Below are 26,097 nucleotides of genomic sequence, written 5' to 3'. Positions count from 1 at the left end.
TGAATCGATTTTTATGTTGAAATACAGAGCTGATATTGATGGATTAAGAGCTATTGCTGTACTGATAGTTTTATTTTTTCACTTGGATTTTTCTTTATTCAAAGGTGGCTTTGTTGGTGTTGATGTTTTTTTTACTATCTCAGGTTTTCTTATAACTGGTATTGTCTTAAAAGAATCTAAAACAAATGGCTTTTCATTTTTAAGGTTTTACTCAAGAAGAGCAACCCGTCTTATCCCTGCTTATTTAGTTGTGCTACTTTTTACTATAGTGGTTGGCTTTATTTTTTTGACACCATTAGCCTTGAAAGAATTATTGCAAAGCGGTATTAGCTCAACTTTTTTTGCATCTAATTTTTATTTTTTATTTACGCAAGGAGGATATTTTTCTAATGCTGCTCATGAAACCCCTTTATTGCATACTTGGTCATTATCGGTAGAAGAACAGTTTTATTTAGTTATGCCATTAGCGGTTGTTTTGTGGCTAAAAATCAGAAATACCAAATTACAAAACTATGTATTAGTAATATGCTTTATATTGACAGTATTAGCATCTTACTTATTAACTAAACTACATCAACCAGCGGCATACTTTTTAGTTATCAGTCGAGCTCATGAGTTTTTACTTGGTTCTATTTTAGCTGTTATAATTTATAAAAATTCAAGTTCTTTAAAGTTTTCTATAACGTCATCAAATTTCTTATTTGCGATTTCTCTACTTACTTTATTGTATACAGCACTTACATTTGATGCAAAATCTCACTTTCCTGGATTGTTAGCTGTCATACCATGTTTAGCAACTGGGGGGGTAATCTTTTCGGGCATTAATGAGAAGTGCATATCACATCGAATATTAGGCAATAGGTTACTAGTATTTATAGGTTTGCTATCTTATTCATTGTATTTGTGGCATTGGCCATTGATTACTTTTTTTAAGCTTTCAGGAATAGAGCTAGATTTAAAAGTTCAACTATCATTACTATTTTTATCTTTATTTTTTGCATATTTAAGTTGGCGCTATGTTGAAAAAATAGTGCGTTATGCTAAGTGGTCTAGTAAAAAAAGAATCGCTGCTGCTTTTTATATTTTACCTTGTGTAGCCTTGGGTTCTCTCTTTTTTTATAGTCAAAAAGGTGAATTTTATCCGGAACGGTTTGATAAAAAAATTGTAGCAGCCGAGGTTGCACTTAAAAGTAAGCCTGAGCTTGGACGTGAAACTTGCCATACTAATGATTTAGCTATTGATGGTTCTCACAAATGCCAACTAGGTAGCTCTAGTGTTAACTCTAAAAAAGCCATTTTATGGGGAGACTCACACGCTAGTCATTTTGCGGGACTTGTTGATGTTGTTGGTAAAGGTTTTGATATTCAGATCACTGAAGTTTCTAGAGGTAATTGTCCGCCGTTACTAAAATTATATATAAATGCACAAGGGGCTAAAATAGCTTGCATAGAGAGAAATAATACTGTCTTGAAGTATATTCTAGAAAGAAAACCAAAGTATGTCTTTTTAGGTGGTGCATGGGGCGGGTATTTGTTAGAGGACTTACTCATAGGCACTCAAGCTGAAAAGCTTGAAATCATAATTAGTTCGTTAACCGAAACAATCAATATTTTACTTGAGCATAATATTAAACCTATCGTCTTAGAAATGTTACCTAGACAATCTAAAGACGCTAGTGCTTGTTATTTGAAAACTAAGCTTGGTGTAAGAGGAGTGAAACTAGAAGATTGTACAGTATCACCTTTAAAAGAGTCATTTCCTGAGTTAGTAACGAGGTTTAATCAATTAAAGGGGGAATTCTCAGGTAAAATAACCTTTATCACACCTGAAAACTTATTTTGTAACGACGATAAGTGTAAAACTTATTTAGATGATACTCCCTTATATAGAGATATAAATCATTTGAATTTAAAGGGCTCCATTATATTGGGACAACAGTATATCAAGAAATTTGGATATTTAAATAAGTTGTAACTTTTCTTTTTAGGTATAACCCCAAAACCATGCTTTAAGGGCAAATTTACCTCTCATTGCTAAAAAGTTATGTTCTAGCTTTATTCTTCGTTGAAGAAAGGAAAAAATAGCTATTACATTTTTATGAGCTAAACCTCTGTATTTGAACTCAGTGAGTGCCCTCAAAAATTCGGCGATAAATGCAGAGTCACTCTAAATATTAAGGAAACTAATTCAATTATTAGGCTGTGAAGCAATAGAATGGTAAGTTTTCTAGGTTTAAAACTGCTTCGATAAAGTCACTTTTATTCAGAGTCTAGCAAAGTATGGGAAGTTCATTGCTCTAGTAGTCCAATAATAGGACACTAGAGCAAGCAGTTTGCATGTTTATTTTTTTATTTGAATTGGCATAGATTCAATATTCTCTATCCAATAGCTTTTAGTGCTGCTACTTTTAAAAGTAATATCTAAATCGCCATCACTATCATAATCTACCAATTCAATAGGGTACTTTTCTGATGGTGTGAGAAGTTTATTTTTGCCATCTATTCGTAATTCTTTTGTTAACAATATATTTGTTTGATACTCTCCAATATTCTCAAGAGTTAGATAGTGGCCAGTAACATATTCAGTACCGCAAAACTGCCTTAGTCCATAATTTTCCCAACATTCAGTGTAAACATTTAAGTAGCTCAGTTCATTAGAATCCTTTAAAGGAAAAAAGTTAATTTGTGTGCTTAAATTACTAAATATTGAGGTTTTAGTAGGGCAATGACCATAAGTGTTAGTAATAACTTTGTTTTCCACCAAATTTATATGGTAGAGTTGATCGCAATCATTGTTGTTTTCTGTGCCATAATCAGGGTTGTAGATCCATTCTAGATTAGCATCATTATCTATGTCTTTCTGTCTAAAACTCCCGTTTCCAAAAGTAACAAAGCCTGACTGCTTGGTACCATCTTGTATTGCAATATGGCTGCTAAACATAGGCTCGCCAAAAATATCATTAAACTTATAAGTACCAAACAACATAATTTCATCTATACCATCTTCATTGATATCGCTGAACTCAATAGAGTCGAAGCTATAAAATGCTGCACCTGATTCATAAGAGTTATTGTCATAAAATAGAGAGTGGGCATTTATTAATGCTTGATTTGAAATTTCAAATTCAATTAATTCACTAGAGTAATAATCTACCCAGTATCTTGGGCTATAAGTTACATTTTTATTGTGATATGAATAAAGGAAAAGTAATTTTTCTTTTTGTTTTTCTATATCAAAAAATACTCCTCCTCTATATTCGCTAAAACCAGAATAGGGAGTTTTTAATAGTGATATTTCCTCATAAATTACTTTTTTTATACTTGCATCAAAAAACAACCGTGAAAACATGCTTTTAGTATCGTCTTGATTATATTTATCTATAACATACAGTTCTGGATTTTCGTTATTATCTGTATCTAAGATTTTTCCATCAGAAAAAGAAATATCAACATCTGATATCACTTCAATCGGAGGTTGATAGATAGATTCATCAATTGCTTGATGGTAATAAACAGTTCCATTTTCATATGACAAATAATCACTTAAACCGTCATTGTTTAGATCTAAATGTTTTTGTTGCTCAGATGCTTGAATTTTAATTGAATTTGAACTTTTTTTAGCTTGTGGCTGAGTAGTTTCTGATATTTCATGAATTGGCCATTGTGGTACATTATCTACGGGGCCTATGGTAACTATCGTTGGGAAGCTTAAGCTTTGTGTTGGGGTCGCCACTTCTACTGAGAGTGCTATTTCTTGTGTTGTATCAAAATCATTATGAATTGCTAATTCTTTTTTAGCATAAAATTTTAGATTGGGTGTATTGCTATTTTCTAAGTTGAGATCTTGAGCGTTAGAATTCTGCCATTGGATGTTAATGTCATTAATATCTAGGTTTTCAAACTGTGCATTTACAAAAATATATCGTAATGAAATTGGCTCTATCGGGAGTTGAAAATTAGCCTTTACTTCTGGAACTTTAATATTTACTGATTTTTCTATTTTTTGGTTTTGATTATCACTTATAATAAAGTTGAACGTTATATCACTTCCATGCTCTATCAAATCAGGGGTATATGTTAAAAGTAGAGGGTTCACGGGAGTAGTTGGCAAAGTATTTATTTGCCATTGAGTGACAAATTTCTCTAAATTTATATTCTTAGCGATAACCTCTATGTACGATGTTTTTAAAACTTGAAAGTTATCAGTTGAGTTGAAAGAGACTTCTACTTCAGGAACTTTCACTTTTAGTGAATTTTCTAGCTTATTTTTATTTAGATCTTTTATTATGAGTTCAAAATTGAGCTCTTGATTAATATCTTTTAAATTAGGTGTATAACGTAATTGTAAAGGTTTAGCTGAGTCAGAGAAGTTAATCGGTTCGCCATTAAGCATCCAGGAAGATGTGAAATTGTCTAGCTTAATGTTCTTTGTTACTGCATTTACTAATGAGCTTTCACCTATTATAAAGTTATCTTCACTTGTTAATGAAATTGAAGCTGCAGGCACATTTACAGTTATATTTTTTGATGTGCTTAAACCTTCAGAATCAGTTGCTATAATATTTATTATAATTTCACTGTCTATGGTTGTAAGTGGTGTTATGAATTTAACTTCAGATGATGAGCTATTGTTTAGTGTAAAACCAATGCCTTGAATCACATTCCATTTTACTGTTATATCATGCTTCTCTGGGTCTACAATATCTGCTGACAGAGTTAATTCCTCCCCAGATATAGCTATATGTTGTGTGATAACAGTTATTATAGGAGGGCTATTTACTAATGTTTTTTTTGTACCTGAGTTATCACTTCCTCCACATGCAGTTAAAAATATAAATGTAATAAACAACGAAAAAACTTTCACTCTAATTTCCTCTTAAATCGGCTTGTTCCTTAAGTGGTGGTATAATATATTCTTTTATTTCATATTGATACGTTAGTTTTTTTAAAATGGTTGTGTTTGGGCTATCAATACACTTGGTTTTAAATGCTTTTGAGAAAAATAATCTTATTATGCTTTATCAAAGAGAGTATAATTAAATTTTTAGTATAGAAGTGTTTTAATTAATAATTACAGGGTTTCAAATGAAAATAGCTATAGCTGGGACTGGCTATGTGGGTTTATCAAATGCAGTGTTGTTAGCACAAAACAATGAAGTAGTTGCAGTTGACATAATTCAAGAAAAAATAGACTTAATTAATAACAAAACTTCTCCTATTTCAGATGTTGAAATTGAAGATTTTTTAGCAAATGAAGATTTGAATTTAACTGCGACTACAGATAAAAACTTAGCATATAAAGAAGCTGAATTTGTAGTGATAGCAACGCCAACTGATTATGACCCACATACTAATTACTTTAATACTAATTCAGTTGAAGCTGTTATTAAAGATGTAATTACTATTAATCCAAATGCGGTGATGGTTATTAAATCTACAGTTCCTGTTGGTTTTACCAAATCAATTAAATCTAAGCTTAATTGTGAAAATATCATATTTTCACCTGAATTCTTGAGAGAAGGTAAAGCGCTTTACGATAACTTACATCCATCTCGTATTATTGTTGGTGAAGAATCTGAACGAGCTAGTGCTTTTGCTAATTTACTTGTTGAAGGCGCTGTTAAGATAGATATCCCTGTTTTATTAACTGACTCTACAGAAGCCGAAGCCGTTAAATTATTCTCAAATACCTACTTGGCTATGCGAGTTGCTTATTTTAATGAACTTGATAGTTATGCTGAATCTCATGGGTTAGATACGCAGCATATTATTGATGGTGTAGGTTTAGACCCTCGTATAGGTAACCATTATAATAATCCATCATTTGGTTATGGCGGTTATTGTTTACCTAAAGATACTAAACAGTTACGTGCTAATTATAAAGATGTACCAAACTCTTTAATTGGCGCCATTGTAGATGCAAATATCACCCGAAAAGATCATGTTGCAGACTCAATATTAAAAAGAAACCCTGAAGTAGTTGGTATTTATCGTTTAATCATGAAGTCAGGTTCTGATAACTTCAGAGCTTCTGCTATTCAAGGCATCATGAAACGTATTAAAGCAAAAGGCATTAAAGTTGTAGTGTTTGAACCTGAGCTAAAAGAAAAAGAGTTTTTTCACTCAGAAGTGATGACTGACTTAAATGAATTTAAAAAAGTATCTGATGTAATCGTTTCAAACCGCATGTCTGATGATTTAGATGATGTAGCTGCAAAAGTATATACACGAGATTTATTTGGTTCAGATTCATAGTTTAAAAGTATGCGCATTATAAGGAAAATAAAATGTCAATCTTAGTCACAGGCGGTGCTGGATATATTGGATCTCACACCGTTTTAGAATTATTACAACAAGGCGAAGATATTGTTGTTGTTGATAATTTAGCAAATTCATCTCAAGAGTCTCTAAAGCGTGTTGCAGAGCTAACAGGTAAAGCGTGTTCTTTTTATCAAGGTGATATTTTAGATAAAGCTTTTTTAGATTCTGTTTTTGCTAAACACTCAATTAAGAGTGTGGTGCATTTTGCTGGATTAAAAGCAGTTGGCGAGTCAACTGTTAAGCCAGTTGAATATTACCAAGTGAATGTTCAGGGCACGTTAACTTTATTAGATGCGATGCGTGATGCAAATGTATTTAAGTTGGTGTTTAGCTCATCTGCTACAGTTTATGGTGATCCTGCCAGTTTACCTATACAAGAGGACTTTCCTGTTGGTGGCACAACTAACCCATACGGTACATCTAAATTGATGGTTGAGATGGTATTGCAAGACGTGGCTAAATCTGATGAGCGTTGGTCTTTTGCTATTCTACGTTATTTTAATCCGGTTGGCGCTCATGAGTCAGGCTTAATTGGTGAGGATCCTAATGGTATTCCTAATAATTTATTGCCTTATATTTCTCAGGTTGCTGTTGGTAAGTTAAAAGAGTTAGCTGTATTTGGTGATGATTATGATACTAAAGATGGCACAGGCGTACGTGATTACATTCATGTAGTTGATTTAGCGATAGGGCATTTAAAAGCATTAAATAAGATAAATAAAGAACCTGGTGCGCATGTATTTAACTTAGGCACTGGCAATGGTTATTCAGTATTTGAAATGCTTAAAGCATTTGAAAAAGCCTGTGGTCATGATTTAGCTTATAAAGTTGTACCTCGCCGACCTGGTGATATAGCAGCGTGTTATGCAGCCCCTGAAAAAGCATTAGCAGAGTTAGATTGGCAAGCCGTTCGTGGTTTAGATGCCATGATGGCCGATGCATGGCGCTGGCAAAGTAAAAACCCTCAAGGATATACATCTTAGTTTTTTATTAGGCCTTAAAATCTAAGGTCTAATAACTTCTATGGCATCAAACTTCTAAAATCTATTCTATAAAATACCTATATACCAACTTTAATTTATAACTCATCATAATTTTGCTTATATGTGTAGCAGTAAAGGGAGTTATTACCAAGTAATCACCTATGTACGAATCCTGCGGTGTTACCTAAGTAATTATCTGTAATTTACTTTATTCTGGATTAGTTTATTTATTGCCTATAGTTATAAACTCGATGTGTACTTGTCATTTTACTTTATCCTATTGAATAATTAATTCTTTAATTTTATTTATATTGAATTTTCACTCCCGTTAAGGCCGGTTATTTTAATTTGCAAAGGATAAATTATGCTTGCCCATTGTGTTTAATGGTGATAAAAATAGCATCATAATTTAATCATTAATTAAATAACTGAATTTAACGATGCAAAAAAACATTTTAATTACACTCCTTTTAAAACTGGAACTCTTACAAAGAGTTTGCGGGCGTTAGTGTATTTGCATCAAGTAATACAAAAAGACCCCGCATAGATTGCGGGGTTTTTTTTTGAATTTAAAGTAATAGGGCACAGGTGATAGTATGAGCGATAAAGTTTGGATTTTTGATACCACATTAAGAGATGGCGAGCAGGCATTAAAAGCGAGCTTAACTGAAGATGATAAACTACGTTTAGCACATACTATCAGTCGTCTGAATGTTGATGTAATGGAAGTGGGTTTTCCTGTTTCTAGCCCTGCAGATTTTAATGCAGTTCAGCGCATTGCAACTGAAGTAAAAGGCCCTGTGATATGTGGTTTAGCGCGTGCAGTCACTAAAGACATTGAAGCATGTGGTGAAGCATTAAAACCTGCAGAAAAAAGTCGAATTCATACATTTATAGCTACTAGCCCATTACATTTAGAACATAAGCTAAAAATAACATTAGATAAAGCTATTGAAATGGCGGTTAAATCAATTAAGTTAGCATTAACTTACACTCAAGATGTTGAATTTTCGTGTGAAGATGCAGGTCGTACACCGCATGATGATTTATGTAAAGTGGTAGAAGCAGTGATTGATGCCGGTGCTACTACAATCAACTTACCAGATACTGTCGGTTATGTTACTCCAGACGAATATGCTGCGATGATCAGCTATTTAATGGCTAACGTGCCAAACATAGATAAAGCACGTTTAAGTGTTCATTGTCATAATGACTTAGGTTTAGCTGTTGCTAACTCAATTGCAGCAGTGCAAGCAGGTGCGCGTCAAATTGAATGTACAGTTAATGGTATTGGTGAGCGAGCTGGTAATTGTTCGTTAGAAGAAGTTGCTATGATCATGAAAATGCGTTCAGATCATTTAGGTGTGAATTGTGATATTCAAAGTGAAGAAATTTATCATGCATCTCGCCAAGTAAGTCAAATTTGTAATATGCCAGTGCAGCCAAATAAGGCGATCGTCGGTGAAAATGCATTTGCTCATAGTTCTGGTATTCACCAAGATGGTGTTTTAAAAGCGCAAAATACCTATGAGATTATGGCACCAGAAACTGTAGGTGTACCAAATAATAAGTTGAATATGACGTCACGTTCGGGCCGTCATGTTATTCAACATAGATTAACTGAATTAGGTTACCAAAATGGTGATTATGATATGGATACCTTATACCAAAGTTTTATCGCTTTGGCTGATAAAAAAGGTACTGTATACGATTACGATCTTGAAGCTATGATCTATTTTAACAAAATCTCAGATAATAATGATTATTACCAACTTGAATTCTTAAATACCACAACTAACTCGCAAACAGTAGCCAGTGCAACAGTAGGCTTAAAAGTGAATGGTGAGTTATTTACTCAAGCAGCTACAGGTGATGGTCCTGTAGAGGCTGCATATACTGCAATGAGAAATATCACTCAAATGGATACTAAAATGCGTCAATATCACTTAGATGCAACAGGTAAAGGTGAAAACTCTTTAGGTCAAGTTGATATTATTACTGAGTATCAAGACCGCCAATATCACGGTGCAGGTTTAGCATCTGATGTTGTTGAATCATCGGTTCGTGCCATGATCCACGTATACAACTTAATTAATCGTGCACAGCAAGTTATGTGTTTAAAGCAGCAGAAGAAAGCAGGATAAGAGAAATGACTACTCAAAAAGAATTTAACATTGCAGTTTTAGCCGGGGATGGCATAGGTCCTGAAATCATGAATGCAGCAGAGCAAGTACTTGATGTTGTATGTGATAAATTTAATTTAAAGCTTAACCGTGAACATCACGCTATTGGTGGCGCTGCAATTGATAAGTTTGGTAAAGCATTACCAGAATCGACTCTAGCTGCATGTGATAATGCTGATGCAATCTTATTTGGTTCGGTAGGTGGCCCAAAATGGGCTGATTTACCACCACAAGAGCAACCAGAACGAGGTTCTTTATTACCACTACGTAAACATTTTAACTTATTTTGTAATTTACGCCCTGCACAGTTATTACCAGCTTTAAGTGCTGCATCACCACTTCGTGCTGATATTAGTGAAAAAGGGTTTGATATTTTATGTGTACGTGAGTTAACTGGAGGTATTTACTTCGGTGAAAAAGGTCGTTCAGGTGAAGGTGCTGAAGAATTTGCATTTGATACACAAAAATACTCACGTTTTGAAATCGAGCGTATCGCTAAGTTTGCTTTTGAAGCAGCTAAATTACGAAGTAATAAAGTGACTTCGGTAGATAAATCTAATGTATTAGCTTCAAGTATTTTATGGCGTGAAGTGGTTACTGAAGTATCTAAGAGTTACCCAGAAGTTGAACTTGATTATATTTATGTTGATAACGCTGCAATGCAGTTAGTTAAAGATCCTGCACAGTTTGACGTACTTTTATGTGATAACTTATTTGGTGATATTTTATCTGATGAATGTGCGATGATCACCGGATCTATGGGTCTATTACCTTCAGCTAGCTTAAACCAAACTGGTTTTGGTTTATATGAGCCCGCTGGTGGTTCTGCACCTGATATTGCAGGTAAAGGCATTGCAAATCCGATTGCACAAATTTTAAGTGCGGCACTTATGCTACGTTATTCTCTTAAGCAAGAAGAAGCGGCGCGTGCAATTGAGAAGGCAGTAGCAGAAACTGTTAAAGCTGGCATAGGCACGCAAGATATTTATCCAAACGAGCGTTACACAACAAGTGATGTAGCAGCGGCAATTGTAGAAAGAATTTAATATTTTGTTAGGCGCAAGCCCAACCCACAGGTTTATGTAGGTTAGGCTTTAGCCTTGCAAAGTAGCATAAAGTTTTATCGAGTTATGATTAGAGTACTGAGCAAAAAATTTTGGGGCGAAACAAGTAATGGCACAAACCTTATATGACAAAATTTGGCAGTCGCATACTGTCACAGCAATAAATAATGAAACAGATTTATTATATATAGATAGACATTTAGTACATGAAGTCACTTCTCCACAAGCATTTTCAGGTTTACGCGAACAAAACCGTCCTGTGAGAAGAACAGATAAAACATTTGCGACTATGGATCATAATATTTCGACCAAAGTTCGTAAAATCTCAGCTGCAAGTGAAGTGGCACAAAATCAGTTAAATGCTTTAACTGATAACTGTGAGCAGTTTGGCGTACCGCTTTATGATTTAAACTCTATTGAGCAAGGCATTGCTCATGTTGTAGGTCCTGAACAGGGAATTACTTTACCTGGTACAACAATCGTATGTGGTGATAGCCATACATCAACTCATGGTGCATTTGGTGCACTTGCTCACGGTATTGGTACATCTGAAGTTGAACATGTTTTAGCAACACAAACATTACAGCAGAAAAAAGCACGTTCTCTTAAAATTCAAATTGATGGCATTTTAAAGCCAACGGTTACTTCTAAAGATTTAATTATGGCGGTAATTGGTGAGTTAGGTACGGCTGGTGGTACAGGTTTTGTAGCAGAGTTTTGTGGTACGGGTATTGAAGCGCTTTCAATGGAAGCGCGTATGACTTTATGTAATATGAGCATTGAAATGGGCGCAAAAGCAGGTTTAATTGCACCAGATCAAACAACATATGACTATTTAGAAGGCCGTCCATTTGCACCTAAAGGTGATGATTGGCAGGCGGCTGTTGAATATTGGTCAACACTAGCATCAGATGAAGGTGCAGAGTTTGATCATGTTGTTATAATGCATGCCGATGATATTCAACCACAAGTTACTTGGGGCACAAGTCCTGAGCAAGTAATTGGCATTGATGAGATCATTCCAGATCCTGATAAAGAAACAGATCTAATTAAAGCTGATGCTATTCGTCGTGCACTTGCCTATATGGATTTAAAACCAGGTCAAGCAATTGCAGATATCGCAGTTGATGTTGTATTTATTGGTTCATGTACTAATAGCCGAATTGAAGACTTACGTGCTGCAGCGCAAATTGTTGAAGGCAAACAAGTTGTAAATGGCATTGAAGCTTTGATCGTTCCGGGTTCTGGTTTAGTTAAAAAACAAGCTGAAGATGAAGGTCTAGCAGATATCTTTAAAGCGTCGGGTTTTGAATGGCGAGAGCCTGGTTGTTCAATGTGTTTAGCAATGAATGACGATAAATTGGATGCTGGTAAACGTTGTGCATCTACTTCAAATCGTAACTTTGAAGGTCGTCAAGGTCGTGGTGGCAGAACACATTTAGTAAGTCCTGCAATGGCGGCAGCAGCAGCTGTTTATGGTAAATTTGTAGATATCAGAGGAAAAGCATAATGACTGCAAGTAATGAAGTTTATCACTCAGGTTTATTAGCGCCTTTAGATAAAAATAATGTAGATACGGATCAAATTATTCCTAAGCAGTTTTTAACATCAACGAGTCGTGATGGGTTTGATGCAGCTTTATTTTATGATTGGCGTTATTTAGATAATGGCGATCAAAACCCTGAGTTCATTTTAAATGAAGCGTGTTATCAAGGTGCGACTGTATTATTAACACGTGATAACTTTGGTTGTGGTTCATCGCGTGAACATGCGCCTTGGGCATTAAAACAATATGGGTTTACTGTGATCCTTGCTGAAAGTTTTGCAGATATCTTTTTTAATAATTGTATGAACAATCAAATGTTAGCGATTGCTTTACCAGAAGCGACATTAGATAAGTTATTTGCCATTAGCGAGCAGTGTTTTGCTGATAAACAAGATATTCAAATTAATGTTGATCTACAAAACCAGAAATTGATCAGTGATAAGTTTGATCCAATCGACTTTAATATTCGCCCTGATATTAAACAACGTTTATTAAGCGGTTTAGATTTTATTGGTGTGACTGAAACATTTAGCCCTCAAATTGATGCGTTTGAGGCTAAGTTAAAAGCGCAGCGGCCTTGGCAGTAAAATACAGTTAAAACGCTTTGTATCATGTCATTAATGATTTGATATAAAGCGTGGATAAACTCCCCTCTATAAACTTATTCCTCGTAAACTTCTTTTTTTTATTGCATATTAACTTCATTATATTGAGTAATTTATCTTAGGTTATTATGGATTCTTTATTTCATTGGTTTGATTTGGTTGGTGTTGCGGTTTTTGCGGTATCGGGTACTTTAGTTGCTTATCGGAAAAAACTTGATGGTTTTGGTGTGATTGTATTAGCATCTGTAACAGCGATAGGGGGTGGTACTGTGCGTGATGTGATTTTAGATGCACCTGTATTTTGGCTGCAAGATCAAAGTTATTTATATTCAATTTTTGTAGCTGCATTTATTACTATTGTTTGGGTTAATAAAAACAAAGATTTTCCACAAATAGTATTAGAAGTTGCCGATGCGCTCGGGTTAGCATTTTTTGTTGTTATGGGCGTGCAAAAAGCGCTTGATTACGGCGTTCAGGATATGACTGCTGTATTGATGGGGACAATTACATGTTGTTTTGGCGGCATGATCCGAGATGTACTCGCCAGACAAACACCTATGGTACTTAAAAGTGAACTTTATGCAACTACATGTATTTTAGGTGGTATTGTTTATACTCAAAGTTTAAATTTTTCAGTTAATACTGAGGTTGCAATGGTTTTAAGTATGTTAGCAACGTTATCGTTACGTTTAGGCGCATTAAAGTGGGGGTGGAGTTTACCTGTTTTCCATTATGTAAAATCTAAGTAGAGAGAAGCTTATCTAGCGTTTAGGTGTTTTCGCAGTATTTTAAATTTAATTACTTGCTGCTGAACTGAAGTTTACTAGACTTAAATTATTTCTCTAAATTAAGGACAAGGAATGTCTTTCGCAAGAACCTACTCTAGGGCATTATTGGGCATGCAAGCGCCTGAAGTGGTTGTTGAAGTTCACTTAAGCAATGGCCTACCGAGTTTTAGTATTGTAGGTTTGCCTGAAACATCGGTGAAAGAATCAAAAGATCGCGTCCGTAGCGCTTTAGTTAATTCTCAATTTTTATTCCCAGATTCAAGGATCACAGTTAATCTCGCACCTGCTGACTTACCAAAAGATGGTGGCAGGTTTGATTTAGCAATTGCAATAGGTATTTTGTTGGCGTCTGGACAATTACAAAATTCAGAAATAGATCATTATGAGTTTTATGGAGAGCTTGCTTTAAGCGGCGAAATTCGGACCGTCAATGCTATTTTACCTTCAATAATGGCAGCAACTCGTAATAAACGTTGTTGCTATATTCCTCACGCTGATGATGAGTTAGCAAGCTTAATTGAAGATGCTAATCGAAAAGCTGTTATAAGTTTGCAGCAGGTATGGCTGGATTTAAATGGTCAACAATCTTTGCCTTTTAATCAAATTTATTCAAGGCATACTGAAAAATCAAATACAGAAATTGAATTTGATTTATCTGATGTTAAAGGTCAACTACAGGGCAAGCGTGCATTAGAAATTGCAGCGGCAGGCGCACATAATTTACTTTTTTTAGGTCCGCCAGGTACTGGTAAATCTATGTTAGCACAGCGTATGACTGGTATCATGCCTGAAATGACTAACAGTGAAGCACTTGAAACTGCAGCTGTGTATTCTATTACTGGGCAGCAGCTTAATTTAAATAATTGGAAAAAACGCCCTTATCGTAATCCTCATCATACTTGTTCTGCGGTGGCTTTAGTGGGAGGTTCATCAAATCCAAAACCAGGAGAAATTAGTTTATCTCATAATGGTATTTTGTTTTTAGATGAGCTTCCTGAATTTGAACGTAAAGTATTGGATAGTTTACGTGAACCAATGGAAACCGGAAAAGTGATGGTTTCTCGGGCTGCAAGGCAAAGTGAATTTCCCGCTAGATTTCAGTTAATAGCCGCCTTAAACCCTAGCCCTACAGGCTGTCATACCGATAAACGTGCCAGTCCAGATCAGGTACTCAAATATTTGTCTAAAATATCAGGACCATTTATAGATAGAATTGATTTACAAGTGGAACTTCCACGTATTTCTAGTCAAGAGCTACAATCTCAACAAACCACAGAAACAAATGAGCAAGTTAAAAGCAGAGTTAAATTAGCCCGAGAAATACAATTAAAGCGACAATATAAGGCTAATGCATATTTAACAAATAAAGAGATTTCACTTTTCTGTCCACTTGATGAAGGAACACTTGTTTATTTAGCTAAAATAAGTGAAAAATTAGGTTTGTCACCCCGTTCTTATCACAGAGTTATAAAGGTCTCTCGAACTATTGCAGATCTAAAACGTTGTAAAAATATAAATATAAATCATTTAAAAGAAGCACTTAGTTATCGTTCTTTCGAACGGCTTTTAGCGCAGTTAGCAAAAGTATAACTTATTTAAACTGTGTTATTTTAATGTTTAAGTCAATATTATGGATTTTAAAATATACTTTAAGTATTTATTCTTAAGTGATTACAATGCATATTGATATAATTGCAAACTTCTCATTTGCACCATTGTTTACCAGCTGTTAACATCGACATCCAAATGGCTTGATTTTTTACACGATTAAAGTTTAAAGGCCACGTACCAACTAACAGGGAGCCCAGTTTGAATAAGCTAGCATTCACTTTCAGTTTTTTTCTCTTTATATTTTTCAGTCCTAAGTTATTTGCAAATGCAACTCAAGCTATGGATGCTTATTTAGATCAAGATTATCAAAAAGCATTTGAGTTATATGAACAAACAGCCTCCCTTGGTCATGCTAAAAGTCAGTTTAATTTAGGTGTGCAATATCTAAGGGGTCAAGGGACTAAAGTTAATAATGTTATGTCTTATGCTTATTTCTCGGTAGCTATCGACAATGGCTTTATGATGGCAAAGCAGGCTCGAAAATCAGTAATAAAGCGTTTATCTGATATCGAATTGAAAAAAGCACAAAGTAAAGCTGTTGAACTTATTGGATTATATGGCCAACATGGCTCTAATAATATAAATACGGCACTTATTAATAATCATAGCTATAACCCACCTCCTAAACGAAGTAAAAACCCTGAGGTAGAATATCCATCATCTTTAGCCAGAGATGGGGTCCCTGGTTTTGCATCTTATATTTTTGATATCGATAGAAATGGTGTGCCTCGAGATTTAGTTTTGTTGAGTACATATCCAGAAAAAGAGTTTGGTGAAAGTGTTGCTGAAAAATTAGAAAAATCTCGTTATCAAATTATAAAAATTGCAGGTTCATTACGGACTTTTTCGAATGCTCAATTTTCAGGCGTATTTAAAAGCGGTGACCTTTCAGGAAAAATACTTAAGTCAATTACAGCTAAAAAGAAACGTTTATATGGCAAAGCACGTTCTGGTGATATTGAAGCGCAAGCAGAATTATCAAATTTACTAGAGCTAATGAATGATTTACCTGATTTTGTTATTGCCTTACCTGAATCAGAAGTTGAATCGAGTCAGGAGCCTATTAATGCATTTTTACCTAAAACTGCACAACCTGTTTTTAAATATAACAGCGAAATAAAGACTGACTTTTTTAATTTTAACTATTTAGTTTGGTTAAATAAATCGGGGGAAGTGGTACGACACCAAGAGTTTAAGCATGTAAATATTCCAAATGAGCTAAAAGTGAATGCAGAAAAAACACTTAAAAAATGGGATTTGGAATTTTCTCAACCTAAAAAATTATCTGATGAACAAGGGCCTTACCTTGCTGAGTTTTTCTATAATAATAATAAACGTAATAAAGAATTTTCAAATTATATCAATCGAGCGCATGTCAGTCTAAAAGCAATTGTTAATCAATCGAAATATGAAATAGCGAGCTACTGGCGAAAGGAGTCAGCTAAAGGGGGGCATGAGCAAAGCCTGTTTTTATTAGGAGCAAACTGTAATATGCGATTATTAACAATAGCAGCTGATAGTGGCTACATACCAGCACAGGTACAAGCTGCAAAATGTATTATGCGTTCACAAAATGCTCCTAATATAGATATTGATAAAGCAAAGTATTGGTTAATTTCTGCATCTCAAGCTGAATATTTAGCTGCAAAAAGAATATTGGCAGGTTTTTATGCAAAACATTCCAATAATAAAACAGAGCTTGAACAGGCAATCGTTTTAGCTGAGCAAGTCGCTGATGAACTTGATGATCCTAGAGCATATGAATATATGGCAGCAGCTTATGCTAAGTTGGGTAAATTTGAAGAAGCTGTAGATCATCAAGAAACGGCAGTTAAAAAAGCTTGGAAAGATGATTTTTATATGGCACCTTTTGAATTGAACTTGGCAAATTTTAAAAGTAATGAAATAGCAACCTGGTGATAGAAACTATTGAATAGTTTTAAATTATTAAACATTGGTAGGAGGTACTGTTTATTTTGAGAAATAGGTGTGTTTTATTATGTGTTTTTTTACTGATGTCTTGTTCTGAACCAAACGGTCATACTCAGCTAAATAAAATATCAGCTCAAAATAAAATTCGAATTGGCACTTTAGTTGGTGCCAGTACTTTTTACCAAAATTCTGAAGGTGAACAAGGGTTTGAATATGAATTAGCGCAGGCATTTGCTGATTTTATTGGTGTTGAATTAGAGATCGTGCCTTTTTTTAATTTAAGTGATTTATTTCCTCGATTAGAAAATGGCAATATAGATATTATAGCCTCTGGCTTAAGCATTAATGAAACTCGGTTAAATAAATATCGTTTCTCTCCTCAGTATCGTGAAATTAGTCAAAAACTTGTTTTTAAACAAGGTCAAAAACGTCCCAGAAACTTTACTCAGCTAAATGGTAATCTAACTGTTTTAGCTAAAAGCAGCCATTCAGATAGTCTACTAGAAGCAAAACAAAAGTTTGAACAATTAAACTGGAATGAGACTGATGATATGGACGAGTCAGAACTATTACAGGCAATTATTGATGATAAAATTGACTATACCATAGCTGACTCTAGTACATTGTCGGTTTTTCGACGTTATCATCCGCAATTGAGTATAGGTTTTTCTGTTACTAAAAATGAGCCGGTCGCCTGGATGTTGGCAAAAAATACGGATGACTCTCTCTATGCCTTATTAATTGAGTTTTTTGGTGTTATCCAAAAAAATGGGCAATTAAATATATTAGAAGAGAAGTACTTTGGTCATGTCAGAGAGTTTAATTACATTAATACTTTATCTTTTATAAAGGCCACAAAAAAGGTATTACCTAAATACAAACATTGGTTCGAAGAATATGCTAAAGATTTAGATTGGCGTTTATTAGCGGCTATGAGTTATCAAGAATCTATGTGGGATCCAAGGGCTAAGTCGCCTACTGGTGTGCGTGGCATTATGATGATTACACAAGCAACAGCAAAGCAAGTTGGTGTTACAAATCGTTTAGAGCCAGAACAAAATATTCGTGGTGGCGGGATTTATTTAAGCCGATTAATTAATCGAATTCCTGATAGAATTATGTTTCCTGACAAACTTTGGTTTGCATTAGCATCTTATAATTTAGGTTGGGGCCATGTGAATGATGCTCGAAAGTTAACTGAGCAATCAGGAGCAGATCCTGATAAGTGGGTTGATGTTAAAAAGTATTTACCATTTTTAAGTAAAAAGCGTTATTATCGAAATACACGATATGGTTATGCTCGGGGTGATGTTGCTGTTACTTACGTTGATAATATTCGTCGTTATTATGATACATTAGTTTGGCTTGATGATCAGGAAGTTGTTGCCAGCCAAGAATGATTTAATTTTAAATTCATAAAACTGTTATGGAAGAACAGTATATTCTGTTCAATAAATGGAATGTTAATCGCTGTTTTCTTTATAAATCCTAATATTCTGAATTTTCTCAACTCTCACTTTCTCGGAGAAAATATGTTAAAAAAGCGCAAAACATATAGATTTAAACGAAATGTAACCAATGCTTCACCTATTAGGCGTCGTATTATGTTAAGAAATGCACAACGAAAAATAAGCTTACGTAGAAGAATGTTTACCTTAATTTTGGCTGAAGAAGCCATTCAAAGTAGCGAAGCGAGTTAGTTATTTCGCTTTTCTTTTTTTAAAGCTTTAATTTCTTTTCGTCTTCGTTTAAAAAAGTCAGAAATTTTTTGACCACATTGTTGCGATAATACTCCGGAAGTGACTTCTATTTGATGATTTAGGCCTTCATGCTGTACTAAGTTCATAATTGAACCTGCTGAGCCTGTCTTTAAATCATGTGCACCAAAAACTAAACGATCAATTCTGCTATGTACTAATAAACCTGCACACATAGAGCAGGGTTCTAAAGTGACGTATAAAGTACACCCTAACATACGATAATTTTCTAACTTTTTACCCGCTTCTCTTATTGCAAGCATTTCAGCATGAGCAGAAGGATCATGGGTGCAAATCGAAAGGTTCCAGCCAGATGCAATCATTTTATTATTTTTAACGACAATAGCACCGACAGGTATTTCGTTTTCTTGTTCTGCTTTATCTGCCATAACAAGTGCTTTTTGCATCCAATATTCATCATCATATTTATTGTCTGATTGATTATTACTCATATTGATTTTTATTTTCACTTTGGACCATTTTCATTTGCGTTATTATATTTTATTAACTCTCTTCGGGCTACTTGAGTTATAATTGTCAGCTTTGTTATTTAAAATTAGCTATACAGGTTTGTTATGAAGTTTCCTGGGCGCCGTAGGCATAAACATTACTTCCCGGTAGAAGATAAAGATCCACTCACTAAACAATTAATTAGTGCCAATTCTTTGAAGCGCAGTTACATTGTTGGTATAGATCAAATCGTGGTCGATATCGAAGCTAAAGTTGATAGCAGCTTTTTAACAAAATTTGGTTTGCATCGTGGTATGTCTCAGGTAATTGATGATGAAACCACACAAGCGCTATACCAAGAGCTCCAAGATAAAAATTTGGTTGATTATGAATTTGCGGGTGGCACCATAGGTAATACCATGCATAATTATTCAGTTTTAGCTGATGATCGCTCTGTACTGTTAGGTGTTATGAGTGAAAACATTAAAATCGGGAGTTATGCTTATCGTTTTATTAGTAATACTTCTAGTCGTGTAGATCTTGGATATTTACAAGGCGTTGATGGGCCAATAGGCCGTTGTTTTACATTAATAGATGAATCTGGTGAGCGAACTTTTGCCATTAGTCCTGGTTTAATGAATCGCTTACGTCCAGAGTCGATAGATGAAGACCTCATTGCAGGATCTGCGGCATTGGTGATCAGCTCGTATCTAATGAGGACTGAAAAAGAAGATACTATGACTCAGGCGGCAATCAAAGCCGTAAAATGTGCAAATAAAGCGGGTGTTCCTGTTGTTCTTACCTTAGGCACTAAATTTTTAATTGAGCAAGATCCTGTTTGGTGGCAAACATTTGTTGCTGAGCATGTTGATATTTTAGCGATGAATGAAGAAGAAGGTTTTGCAATAACTGGTTTTGAAGATCCGTTACTTGCGGCCAATAAAGCTTTAGACTGGGTTGACATGGTTATTTGTACTGCTGGAGCACAAGGCATGTTCTTGGGAGGCTATATTGATGAATGTTGGAAAAGGCATACTAAGCATGCATTAATGCCTGGTGCAATTACCGATTTTAACCAATACGAGTACTCCCGCGCTATGAAGCGTATTGATTGTGAGACACCTATTAAAGCATTCACTCACAGTGCGCCTTATATGGGTGGGCCAGATGCAATAAAAAATACGAATGGTGCTGGAGACGGTGCGTTGGCAGCTGTATTGCATGACTTAAGTTCAAATGTATATCATAAATTAAATGTTCCTAACTCAAGTAAACATCAGCAAAAGGCATTAACCTATTCATCTTTATCACAAATTAGTAAATATGCTAATCGTGTCAGTTATGAGGTTTTAGTGCAGCACTCTCCCAGACTTTCTCGAGGTTTACCAGAGCGAGAAGCGTGTTTAGATCAGGCTCACTGGGAACAATAATTTAGAACTTGATTCTAGGTTTGTTTTTTGCAAACCTAGAGTGTATTTTTCGTATCCATTTCCTTACATATTCTCACAATTTAATCTGTAACGGCTTTTTATATCTTAACTTATTGATGATACTATAATTAGATTATTTGGTATTTTGGATTAATGATGACAATTCGAGTTTTATTAGTTGAAGATGACGAGTTGCTAGTTAAACGCATTAAAAGTCATTTTCAAAATTCTGAATTTAACTTTGTTGTTGATAGTACTGGTGCAATTGCATTAGGTGTGGTGCAAGCGACTCAAAATGATGCTTCTAAATCAATTCATTTAGCAATTGTTGATATTGTTTTACCACAAAAAGATGGTCTTTTATTAGCTAAAGAGCTCAATACGCTCACCGATATTGGTGTAATTGTTTTATCGAGTCGGGATTCTCAAGCTGATCGCATCGCTGGTTTAGCGCAAGGCGCTGATGATTATATTTGTAAACCAGTAGATTTATTAGAATTAGAATTACGTATGCGTGCTTTATGCAAACGCTTGTCTATTGATGATAAAGAGCAAGCTGATGAAGAAGATGAATATATTGAATACGCTGACTTTAAATTGCATCCAGAGCATCGTACTTTAATTACTGCAGGTGAAGAAATACGTCTTACAGAGGCTGAACATAAGGTTTTAATTTGTTTAATTTCAAACTCGGGAAAGGCGACTTCAAGAGAGAAGTTGTCTGAAGAAATAGGTCAGCCAGATTGGAGTCCTGCAGATCGTACAGTTGATGTTTTAATTGGTCGTTTACGTAAAAAATTAGGCGATGAAAAAGAACAAAAACGAATTGTCACAGTACGTGGAAAAGGCTATATGCTTTCATTAGCTTAACTCAAGAGATTATTTAACAATACAACTTATAATAAGTTCAATAAGTTGTATTTTCTTGTCATAAATGACAAGTTTAAGCTCTTTATTCATACTGAAAACCTGCTAGATCCTGACGTTATTTTCAACTATAATACCGCTTCAAAATATCGTTCAATTCCTAACCCCGGATGAAAATATCTATGTTGATCCTACGTGGTGCACCTGCACTGTCTGATTTTAGAGTTCAAAAAATCCTAAAAACTTGCGCAGACGCAAAACTACCTGTAACTGGCGTTTATGCAGAATTTATGCATTTTGCTGACTTAACAGCTGAGTTAAACAGTGCTGAAAATGATAAGTTACAAAAGCTATTAACTTACGGTCCGACTGTTGCTGAGCATGAACCTGCTGGTTCATTGGTATTAGTAACACCGCGTCCTGGTACTATTTCTCCTTGGGCTTCTAAAGCAACTAATATTGCTAATAACTGTGGTTTAAGCCAAGTTCACCGTGTTGAACGTGGTACTGCATATTATGTTGAAGGTGATTTAACTGCTGAGCAGTTGGCACAAGTGACGACGCTATTACATGACCGTATGACTGAAGCAACACATACTAAACTTGAAAATGCTTCGCAGTTATTTACAACTGCTGATCCTGCACCTATGTCATCAGTTGATATTTTATCTGGTGGTCGTGAAGCATTAGCTGATGCAAATATTGAGCAAGGTTTTGCACTAGCGGATGATGAAATCGATTATTTAGTTGAAAATTTCATTAAGCTTGGTCGTAATCCAAACGATATCGAATTATTTATGTTTGCTCAGGCAAACTCAGAGCATTGTCGTCATAAAATCTTCAATTCAGATTGGACTATCGATGGTGTAGAGCAGCCTAAATCTCTGTTCAAAATGATCAAAAACACATTTGAGAAAAACCCTGAAAACGTATTGTCTGCTTATAAAGATAATGCAGCGGTTATGACAGGCTCAACAGCGGGTCGTTTTTTTCCAAATAGTGAAAATGAATATAGCTATCATCAAGAAGGTATTGAAATCTTGATGAAAGTTGAAACGCATAATCACCCAACTGCCATAGCGCCATTCTCTGGTGCTGCTACGGGTTCAGGTGGTGAAATTCGTGATGAAGGTGCTACTGGTCGTGGTTCTAAGCCAAAAGCAGGTTTAGTTGGCTTTACTGTATCTAACTTACGTATCCCAGGATTTGAACAGCCTTGGGAAACTGACTTTGGTAAACCTGGTCGAATTGTAAATGCATTAGATATTATGACTGAAGGTCCGCTAGGTGGCGCAGCATTTAATAATGAATTTGGTCGCCCTAACTTATTAGGTTACTTCCGTACCTACGAAGAAAAAGTAAATAGCCATAACGGCGAAGAAGTACGAGGTTACCACAAGCCTATTATGCTTGCTGGTGGTTTAGGTAATATTCGTACAGATCACGTACAAAAAGGTGATATTCCTGTAGGCGCTAAGCTAATTGCTTTAGGTGGCCCAGCAATGAATATTGGTTTAGGCGGTGGTGCTGCATCTTCAATGGCATCAGGTCAGTCTAGCGAAAACTTAGATTTTGCATCTGTACAACGTGAAAACCCTGAAATGGAACGTCGTTGTCAGGAAGTTATTGATAAATGTTGGCAGTTAGGTGACAAAAACCCTATCGCTTTCATTCATGATGTCGGTGCTGGTGGTTTATCAAATGCATTCCCTGAGTTAGTAAATGACGGTGGCCGAGGTGGTATTTTCCAACTACGTGACGTACCAAATGATGAACCAGGCATGGCACCACATGAAATTTGGTGTAATGAATCTCAAGAACGTTATGTAATGGCGGTTGCACCTGAGAATTTAGCGACATTTGAAGAGATTTGTAAGCGTGAACGTGCAGAATATGCTGTGATTGGTGAAGCAACAGAAGAATCTCACTTAACAGTTGCTGATAGCCACTTTGATAATAACCCTGTTGATTTACCATTAGATGTATTATTAGGTAAAGCACCTAAAATGCACCGCGATGTTAAAACACAAAAAACGCAAGGTACAGCATTTAACTTTGATGGCGTTACAGTTGAAGATGCTGCTGCACGTTTATTGCGTTTACCAGCAATCGCAGAAAAAACTTTCTTAATCACCATTGGTGACCGTTCTGTAACAGGTTTAGTTGCACGTGATCAAATGGTTGGCCCTTGGCAAGTACCCGTAGCGGATTGTGCTGTAACAGCAGCTGCATTTGATACTTACCACGGTGAGGCTATGTCACTAGGTGAACGCACTCCTGCTGCATTACTTAACTACGGTGCTTCTGCTCGTTTAGCAGTAGCTGAGTCATTAACTAATATCGCTGGTACTAATATTGGTGGTTTAGAGAATATTAAACTTTCAGCAAACTGGATGGCCGCTGCTGGTCACCCTGGTGAAGATGCGGGTCTTTACGAAGCAGTAAAAGCGGTAGGCGAAGAGCTTTGTCCAGCACTTGGGTTAACTATCCCAGTTGGTAAAGATTCAATGTCGATGAAAACGCAATGGGATGAAGCTGGCGAAGATAAATCTGTAACGTCTCCATTATCACTTATCATCACTGCATTTGGCCGTGTTGAAGATGTACGTAAAACAGTTACTCCTGAGCTTCGCTCAGATAAAGGTGACTCATCACTTATCTTAATTGACTTAGGTGCTGGACAAAACCGTTTAGGTGCGTCATCACTTGCACAAGTTTATAAGCAATTAGGTGAAACAACGCCAGACGTTGATAGCCCTGTAGTATTAAAAGGCTTCTATGAAGCTATGCAGTCACTTGTTGTCGACGAAAAGTTATTAGCTTACCACGATATTTCAGACGGTGGTTTATTCACTACTGTAACTGAAATGGCATTTGCGGGTCATACTGGTGTATCTGTTAATTTAGATTCATTAACTGGTTCAGATATTGAAGTATTATTCCACGAAGAACTTGGTGGTGTAATTCAAGTGCGTGATGCTGATAAAGCTGATGTACTTGAAGTGTTAGCTGCGAACGGTTTAGCCGCAATGAGCCATGACTTAAGTCCAGTAAACTCGGGTTCATTAAATGATACTGATACAATTAGTTTCACTCGTAACGGTGAAGTAGTGTTAGAAAATACACGTACTGAATACCGTACTATGTGGGCTGAAACAACTTACCAAATGCAATCTCTACGCGATAACCCTGATTGTGCTAAGCAAGAACATGAAGCAAAAGCGGATGCTAAAGATCCAGGTTTAAATACTAAACTTACTTTTGATTTAAATGAAGATGTGGCTGCGCCATTTATCCTAAAAGGTGCTGCGCCTAAGATGGCTATCTTGCGTGAGCAAGGTGTTAACTCTCATGTAGAAATGGCCGCTGCATTCAACCGTGCTGGTTTTGCTGCTGTAGACGTTCATATGAGTGACATCTTAGAAGGTCGCTTATCTCTAGAAGAATTTAAAGGTTTAGTTGCGTGTGGTGGTTTCTCTTACGGTGACGTATTAGGTGCTGGCGAAGGTTGGGCTAAGTCGATTCTTTTCAATGAGCGCGCACGTGGCGAGTTTGAAACATTCTTTAACCGTCAAGATACTTTATCACTAGGTGTATGTAACGGTTGTCAAATGCTTTCAACATTAAAAGAATTGATCCCAGGTACTGAACATTGGCCACGTTTTGTGACTAATAAATCAGAGCGTTTTGAAGCACGTTTCAGCTTAGTTGAAATTCAAGAAAATCCATCTGCATTTTTCTCAGGTATGGCTGGCTCTCGCATGCCAATCGCTGTATCTCATGGTGAAGGTCATGCTGAGTTTGCTAATGGTGATGAAGTTAAAGCAGCATTAGCTAGTGGTACAGTGGCAGCGCAATACGTTGATAATTATGGTCAGCCTACGATGCAATATCCAAATAATCCAAATGGTTCGCCAGAAGGTATTACGGCTATTACAAGTACAGATGGTCGTTCAACAGTGATGATGCCGCATCCAGAGCGTGTATTCCGCACAGTAGCTAACTCTTGGCACCCAGATGAGTGGAAAGAGGATAGCCCATGGATGCGTATGTTCCGCAACGCACGTAAACATATCGGTTAATTCACTTTTTAGTCAATTGATATTAAAAAACCGCTTTTAGCGGTTTTTTTTTTAACTGGTGTAATTTTAAAGATGATTTGTAGGCTAAGTGAATAAAACGTCTGTTTTTGAGCCGTTTCGTTTGATTTGTAATCGAACGCGCGTTTTTTTTAACTTTTCTTAAAAAAACACTTGCGCTCAATCCAAATCTCTCTATACTGCGCCTCCACCGACACAGACGGCAAGCAACATTCTTAAAGGGATGTAGCAAGTTAGCTAGGTTGGCGAGGCAAGTAAAACTTAACGATTTTTTAGAAAGAAACTTCTTCTAAAGAAAATTAAAATTAAGTGTTGACTCAAGGTTTTTAAGGTGTATTATTCGCACCCCAAGCAATTAACGGCAACGTTTACTTCGCTTGAAACGTTCTTTAACAATAAGTAATCATCTGTGTGGGCACTCTTGCAGATTGAGTTCTAAGTTACCTTCTTAACTTCGGTT

The 26,097-nt window shown here is 35.8% G+C and carries 17 protein-coding genes; 15 read left to right on the top strand and 2 right to left on the bottom strand.

Translation table 11 applies throughout. The annotated features are described in order from the left end of the window. Window positions 1-13 precede the first annotated feature (13 nt). Window positions 14-1,975 (top strand): acyltransferase family protein, encoded by a 1,962-nt coding sequence (locus BM088_RS22530; RefSeq protein WP_091990180.1) that lies wholly within the window; start codon window positions 14-16, stop codon window positions 1,973-1,975. 366 nt (window positions 1,976-2,341) lie between these two features. Here BM088_RS22530 and BM088_RS22525 read toward each other — a convergent pair whose 3' ends face one another. Continuing rightward, the gene (locus tag BM088_RS22525; protein ID WP_091990178.1) at window positions 2,342-4,864 is read right to left on the bottom strand and encodes a hypothetical protein; all 2,523 of its coding nucleotides are present in this window, start codon (window positions 4,862-4,864) and stop codon (window positions 2,342-2,344) included. 221 nt (window positions 4,865-5,085) lie between these two features. On the opposite strand from BM088_RS22525, the gene BM088_RS22520 reads away from it, so the two are divergent. The 11 genes from BM088_RS22520 to BM088_RS27375 all read left to right on the top strand — a co-directional run bounded on the left by BM088_RS22520 (window position 5,086) and on the right by BM088_RS27375 (window position 18,733). Next, window positions 5,086-6,255, top strand: coding sequence for a nucleotide sugar dehydrogenase (locus BM088_RS22520; RefSeq protein WP_091990175.1), 1,170 nt, complete (start codon window positions 5,086-5,088; stop codon window positions 6,253-6,255). A 32-nt stretch (window positions 6,256-6,287) separates the two neighbouring features. Beyond that, window positions 6,288-7,304, top strand: a complete 1,017-nt coding sequence (gene galE / locus BM088_RS22515; protein WP_091990171.1) for a UDP-glucose 4-epimerase GalE — start codon at window positions 6,288-6,290, stop codon at window positions 7,302-7,304. 596 nt (window positions 7,305-7,900) lie between these two features. Beyond that, a complete protein-coding gene (gene leuA / locus BM088_RS22510) occupies window positions 7,901-9,448 on the top strand; it encodes a 2-isopropylmalate synthase (protein ID WP_091990169.1) in 1,548 nt (515 codons plus the stop codon). A 5-nt stretch (window positions 9,449-9,453) separates the two neighbouring features. Then, complete coding sequence (leuB, locus tag BM088_RS22505) at window positions 9,454-10,533, top strand: 3-isopropylmalate dehydrogenase (protein WP_091990167.1); 1,080 nt, start codon at window positions 9,454-9,456, stop codon at window positions 10,531-10,533. A gap of 127 nt (window positions 10,534-10,660) precedes the next feature. After that, window positions 10,661-12,061, top strand: coding sequence for a 3-isopropylmalate dehydratase large subunit (gene leuC / locus BM088_RS22500; RefSeq protein WP_091990164.1), 1,401 nt, complete (start codon window positions 10,661-10,663; stop codon window positions 12,059-12,061). After that, window positions 12,061-12,684 carry a 3-isopropylmalate dehydratase small subunit gene (leuD, locus tag BM088_RS22495; RefSeq protein ID WP_091990162.1) on the top strand — a complete coding sequence of 208 codons (624 nt, stop codon included), beginning with the start codon at window positions 12,061-12,063 and terminating at the stop codon, window positions 12,682-12,684. The genes leuC and leuD overlap by 1 nt, the downstream gene beginning before the upstream one ends. A gap of 146 nt (window positions 12,685-12,830) precedes the next feature. Next, the gene (locus tag BM088_RS22490; protein WP_091990160.1) at window positions 12,831-13,451 is read left to right on the top strand and encodes a trimeric intracellular cation channel family protein; all 621 of its coding nucleotides are present in this window, start codon (window positions 12,831-12,833) and stop codon (window positions 13,449-13,451) included. A 111-nt stretch (window positions 13,452-13,562) separates the two neighbouring features. Beyond that, a complete protein-coding gene (locus tag BM088_RS22485; RefSeq protein ID WP_091990158.1) occupies window positions 13,563-15,080 on the top strand; it encodes a YifB family Mg chelatase-like AAA ATPase in 1,518 nt (505 codons plus the stop codon). 219 nt (window positions 15,081-15,299) lie between these two features. Further along, entirely contained in the window at window positions 15,300-17,021 is a 1,722-nt protein-coding gene (locus BM088_RS22480) for a tetratricopeptide repeat protein (protein WP_091990155.1), read from the top strand. Between the two features lie 53 nt (window positions 17,022-17,074). Then, the gene (gene mltF / locus BM088_RS22475) at window positions 17,075-18,433 is read left to right on the top strand and encodes a membrane-bound lytic murein transglycosylase MltF (protein ID WP_091990153.1); all 1,359 of its coding nucleotides are present in this window, start codon (window positions 17,075-17,077) and stop codon (window positions 18,431-18,433) included. Window positions 18,434-18,565: 132 nt separating this feature from the next. Then, on the top strand, window positions 18,566-18,733 hold the full coding sequence (locus BM088_RS27375; protein WP_177208143.1) for a hypothetical protein: 168 nt from the start codon (window positions 18,566-18,568) through the stop codon (window positions 18,731-18,733). Here BM088_RS27375 and tadA read toward each other — a convergent pair. Continuing rightward, the gene (gene tadA, locus BM088_RS22470) at window positions 18,730-19,242 is read right to left on the bottom strand and encodes a tRNA adenosine(34) deaminase TadA (RefSeq protein WP_091990150.1); all 513 of its coding nucleotides are present in this window, start codon (window positions 19,240-19,242) and stop codon (window positions 18,730-18,732) included. The genes BM088_RS27375 and tadA overlap by 4 nt on opposite strands. A 123-nt stretch (window positions 19,243-19,365) precedes the next feature. On the opposite strand from tadA, the gene BM088_RS22465 reads away from it, so the two are divergent. The 3 genes from BM088_RS22465 (at window position 19,366) to purL (ending at window position 25,619) form a co-directional block, all read left to right on the top strand. Continuing rightward, window positions 19,366-20,670: an inosine/guanosine kinase gene (locus tag BM088_RS22465; RefSeq protein WP_091990148.1), complete on the top strand. Its 1,305-nt coding sequence runs from the start codon at window positions 19,366-19,368 to the stop codon at window positions 20,668-20,670. Between the two features lie 156 nt (window positions 20,671-20,826). After that, complete coding sequence (locus tag BM088_RS22460; protein ID WP_091990145.1) at window positions 20,827-21,540, top strand: response regulator transcription factor; 714 nt, start codon at window positions 20,827-20,829, stop codon at window positions 21,538-21,540. Between the two features lie 179 nt (window positions 21,541-21,719). Further along, window positions 21,720-25,619 carry a phosphoribosylformylglycinamidine synthase gene (purL, locus tag BM088_RS22455; RefSeq protein ID WP_091990143.1) on the top strand — a complete coding sequence of 1,300 codons (3,900 nt, stop codon included), beginning with the start codon at window positions 21,720-21,722 and terminating at the stop codon, window positions 25,617-25,619. Window positions 25,620-26,097 lie beyond the last annotated feature (478 nt).

Source organism: Pseudoalteromonas denitrificans DSM 6059, assembly GCF_900112265.1.
Lineage (GTDB): Bacteria > Pseudomonadota > Gammaproteobacteria > Enterobacterales > Alteromonadaceae > Pseudoalteromonas > Pseudoalteromonas denitrificans.
This window is presented reverse-complemented; position numbering and strand designations above follow the sequence as displayed.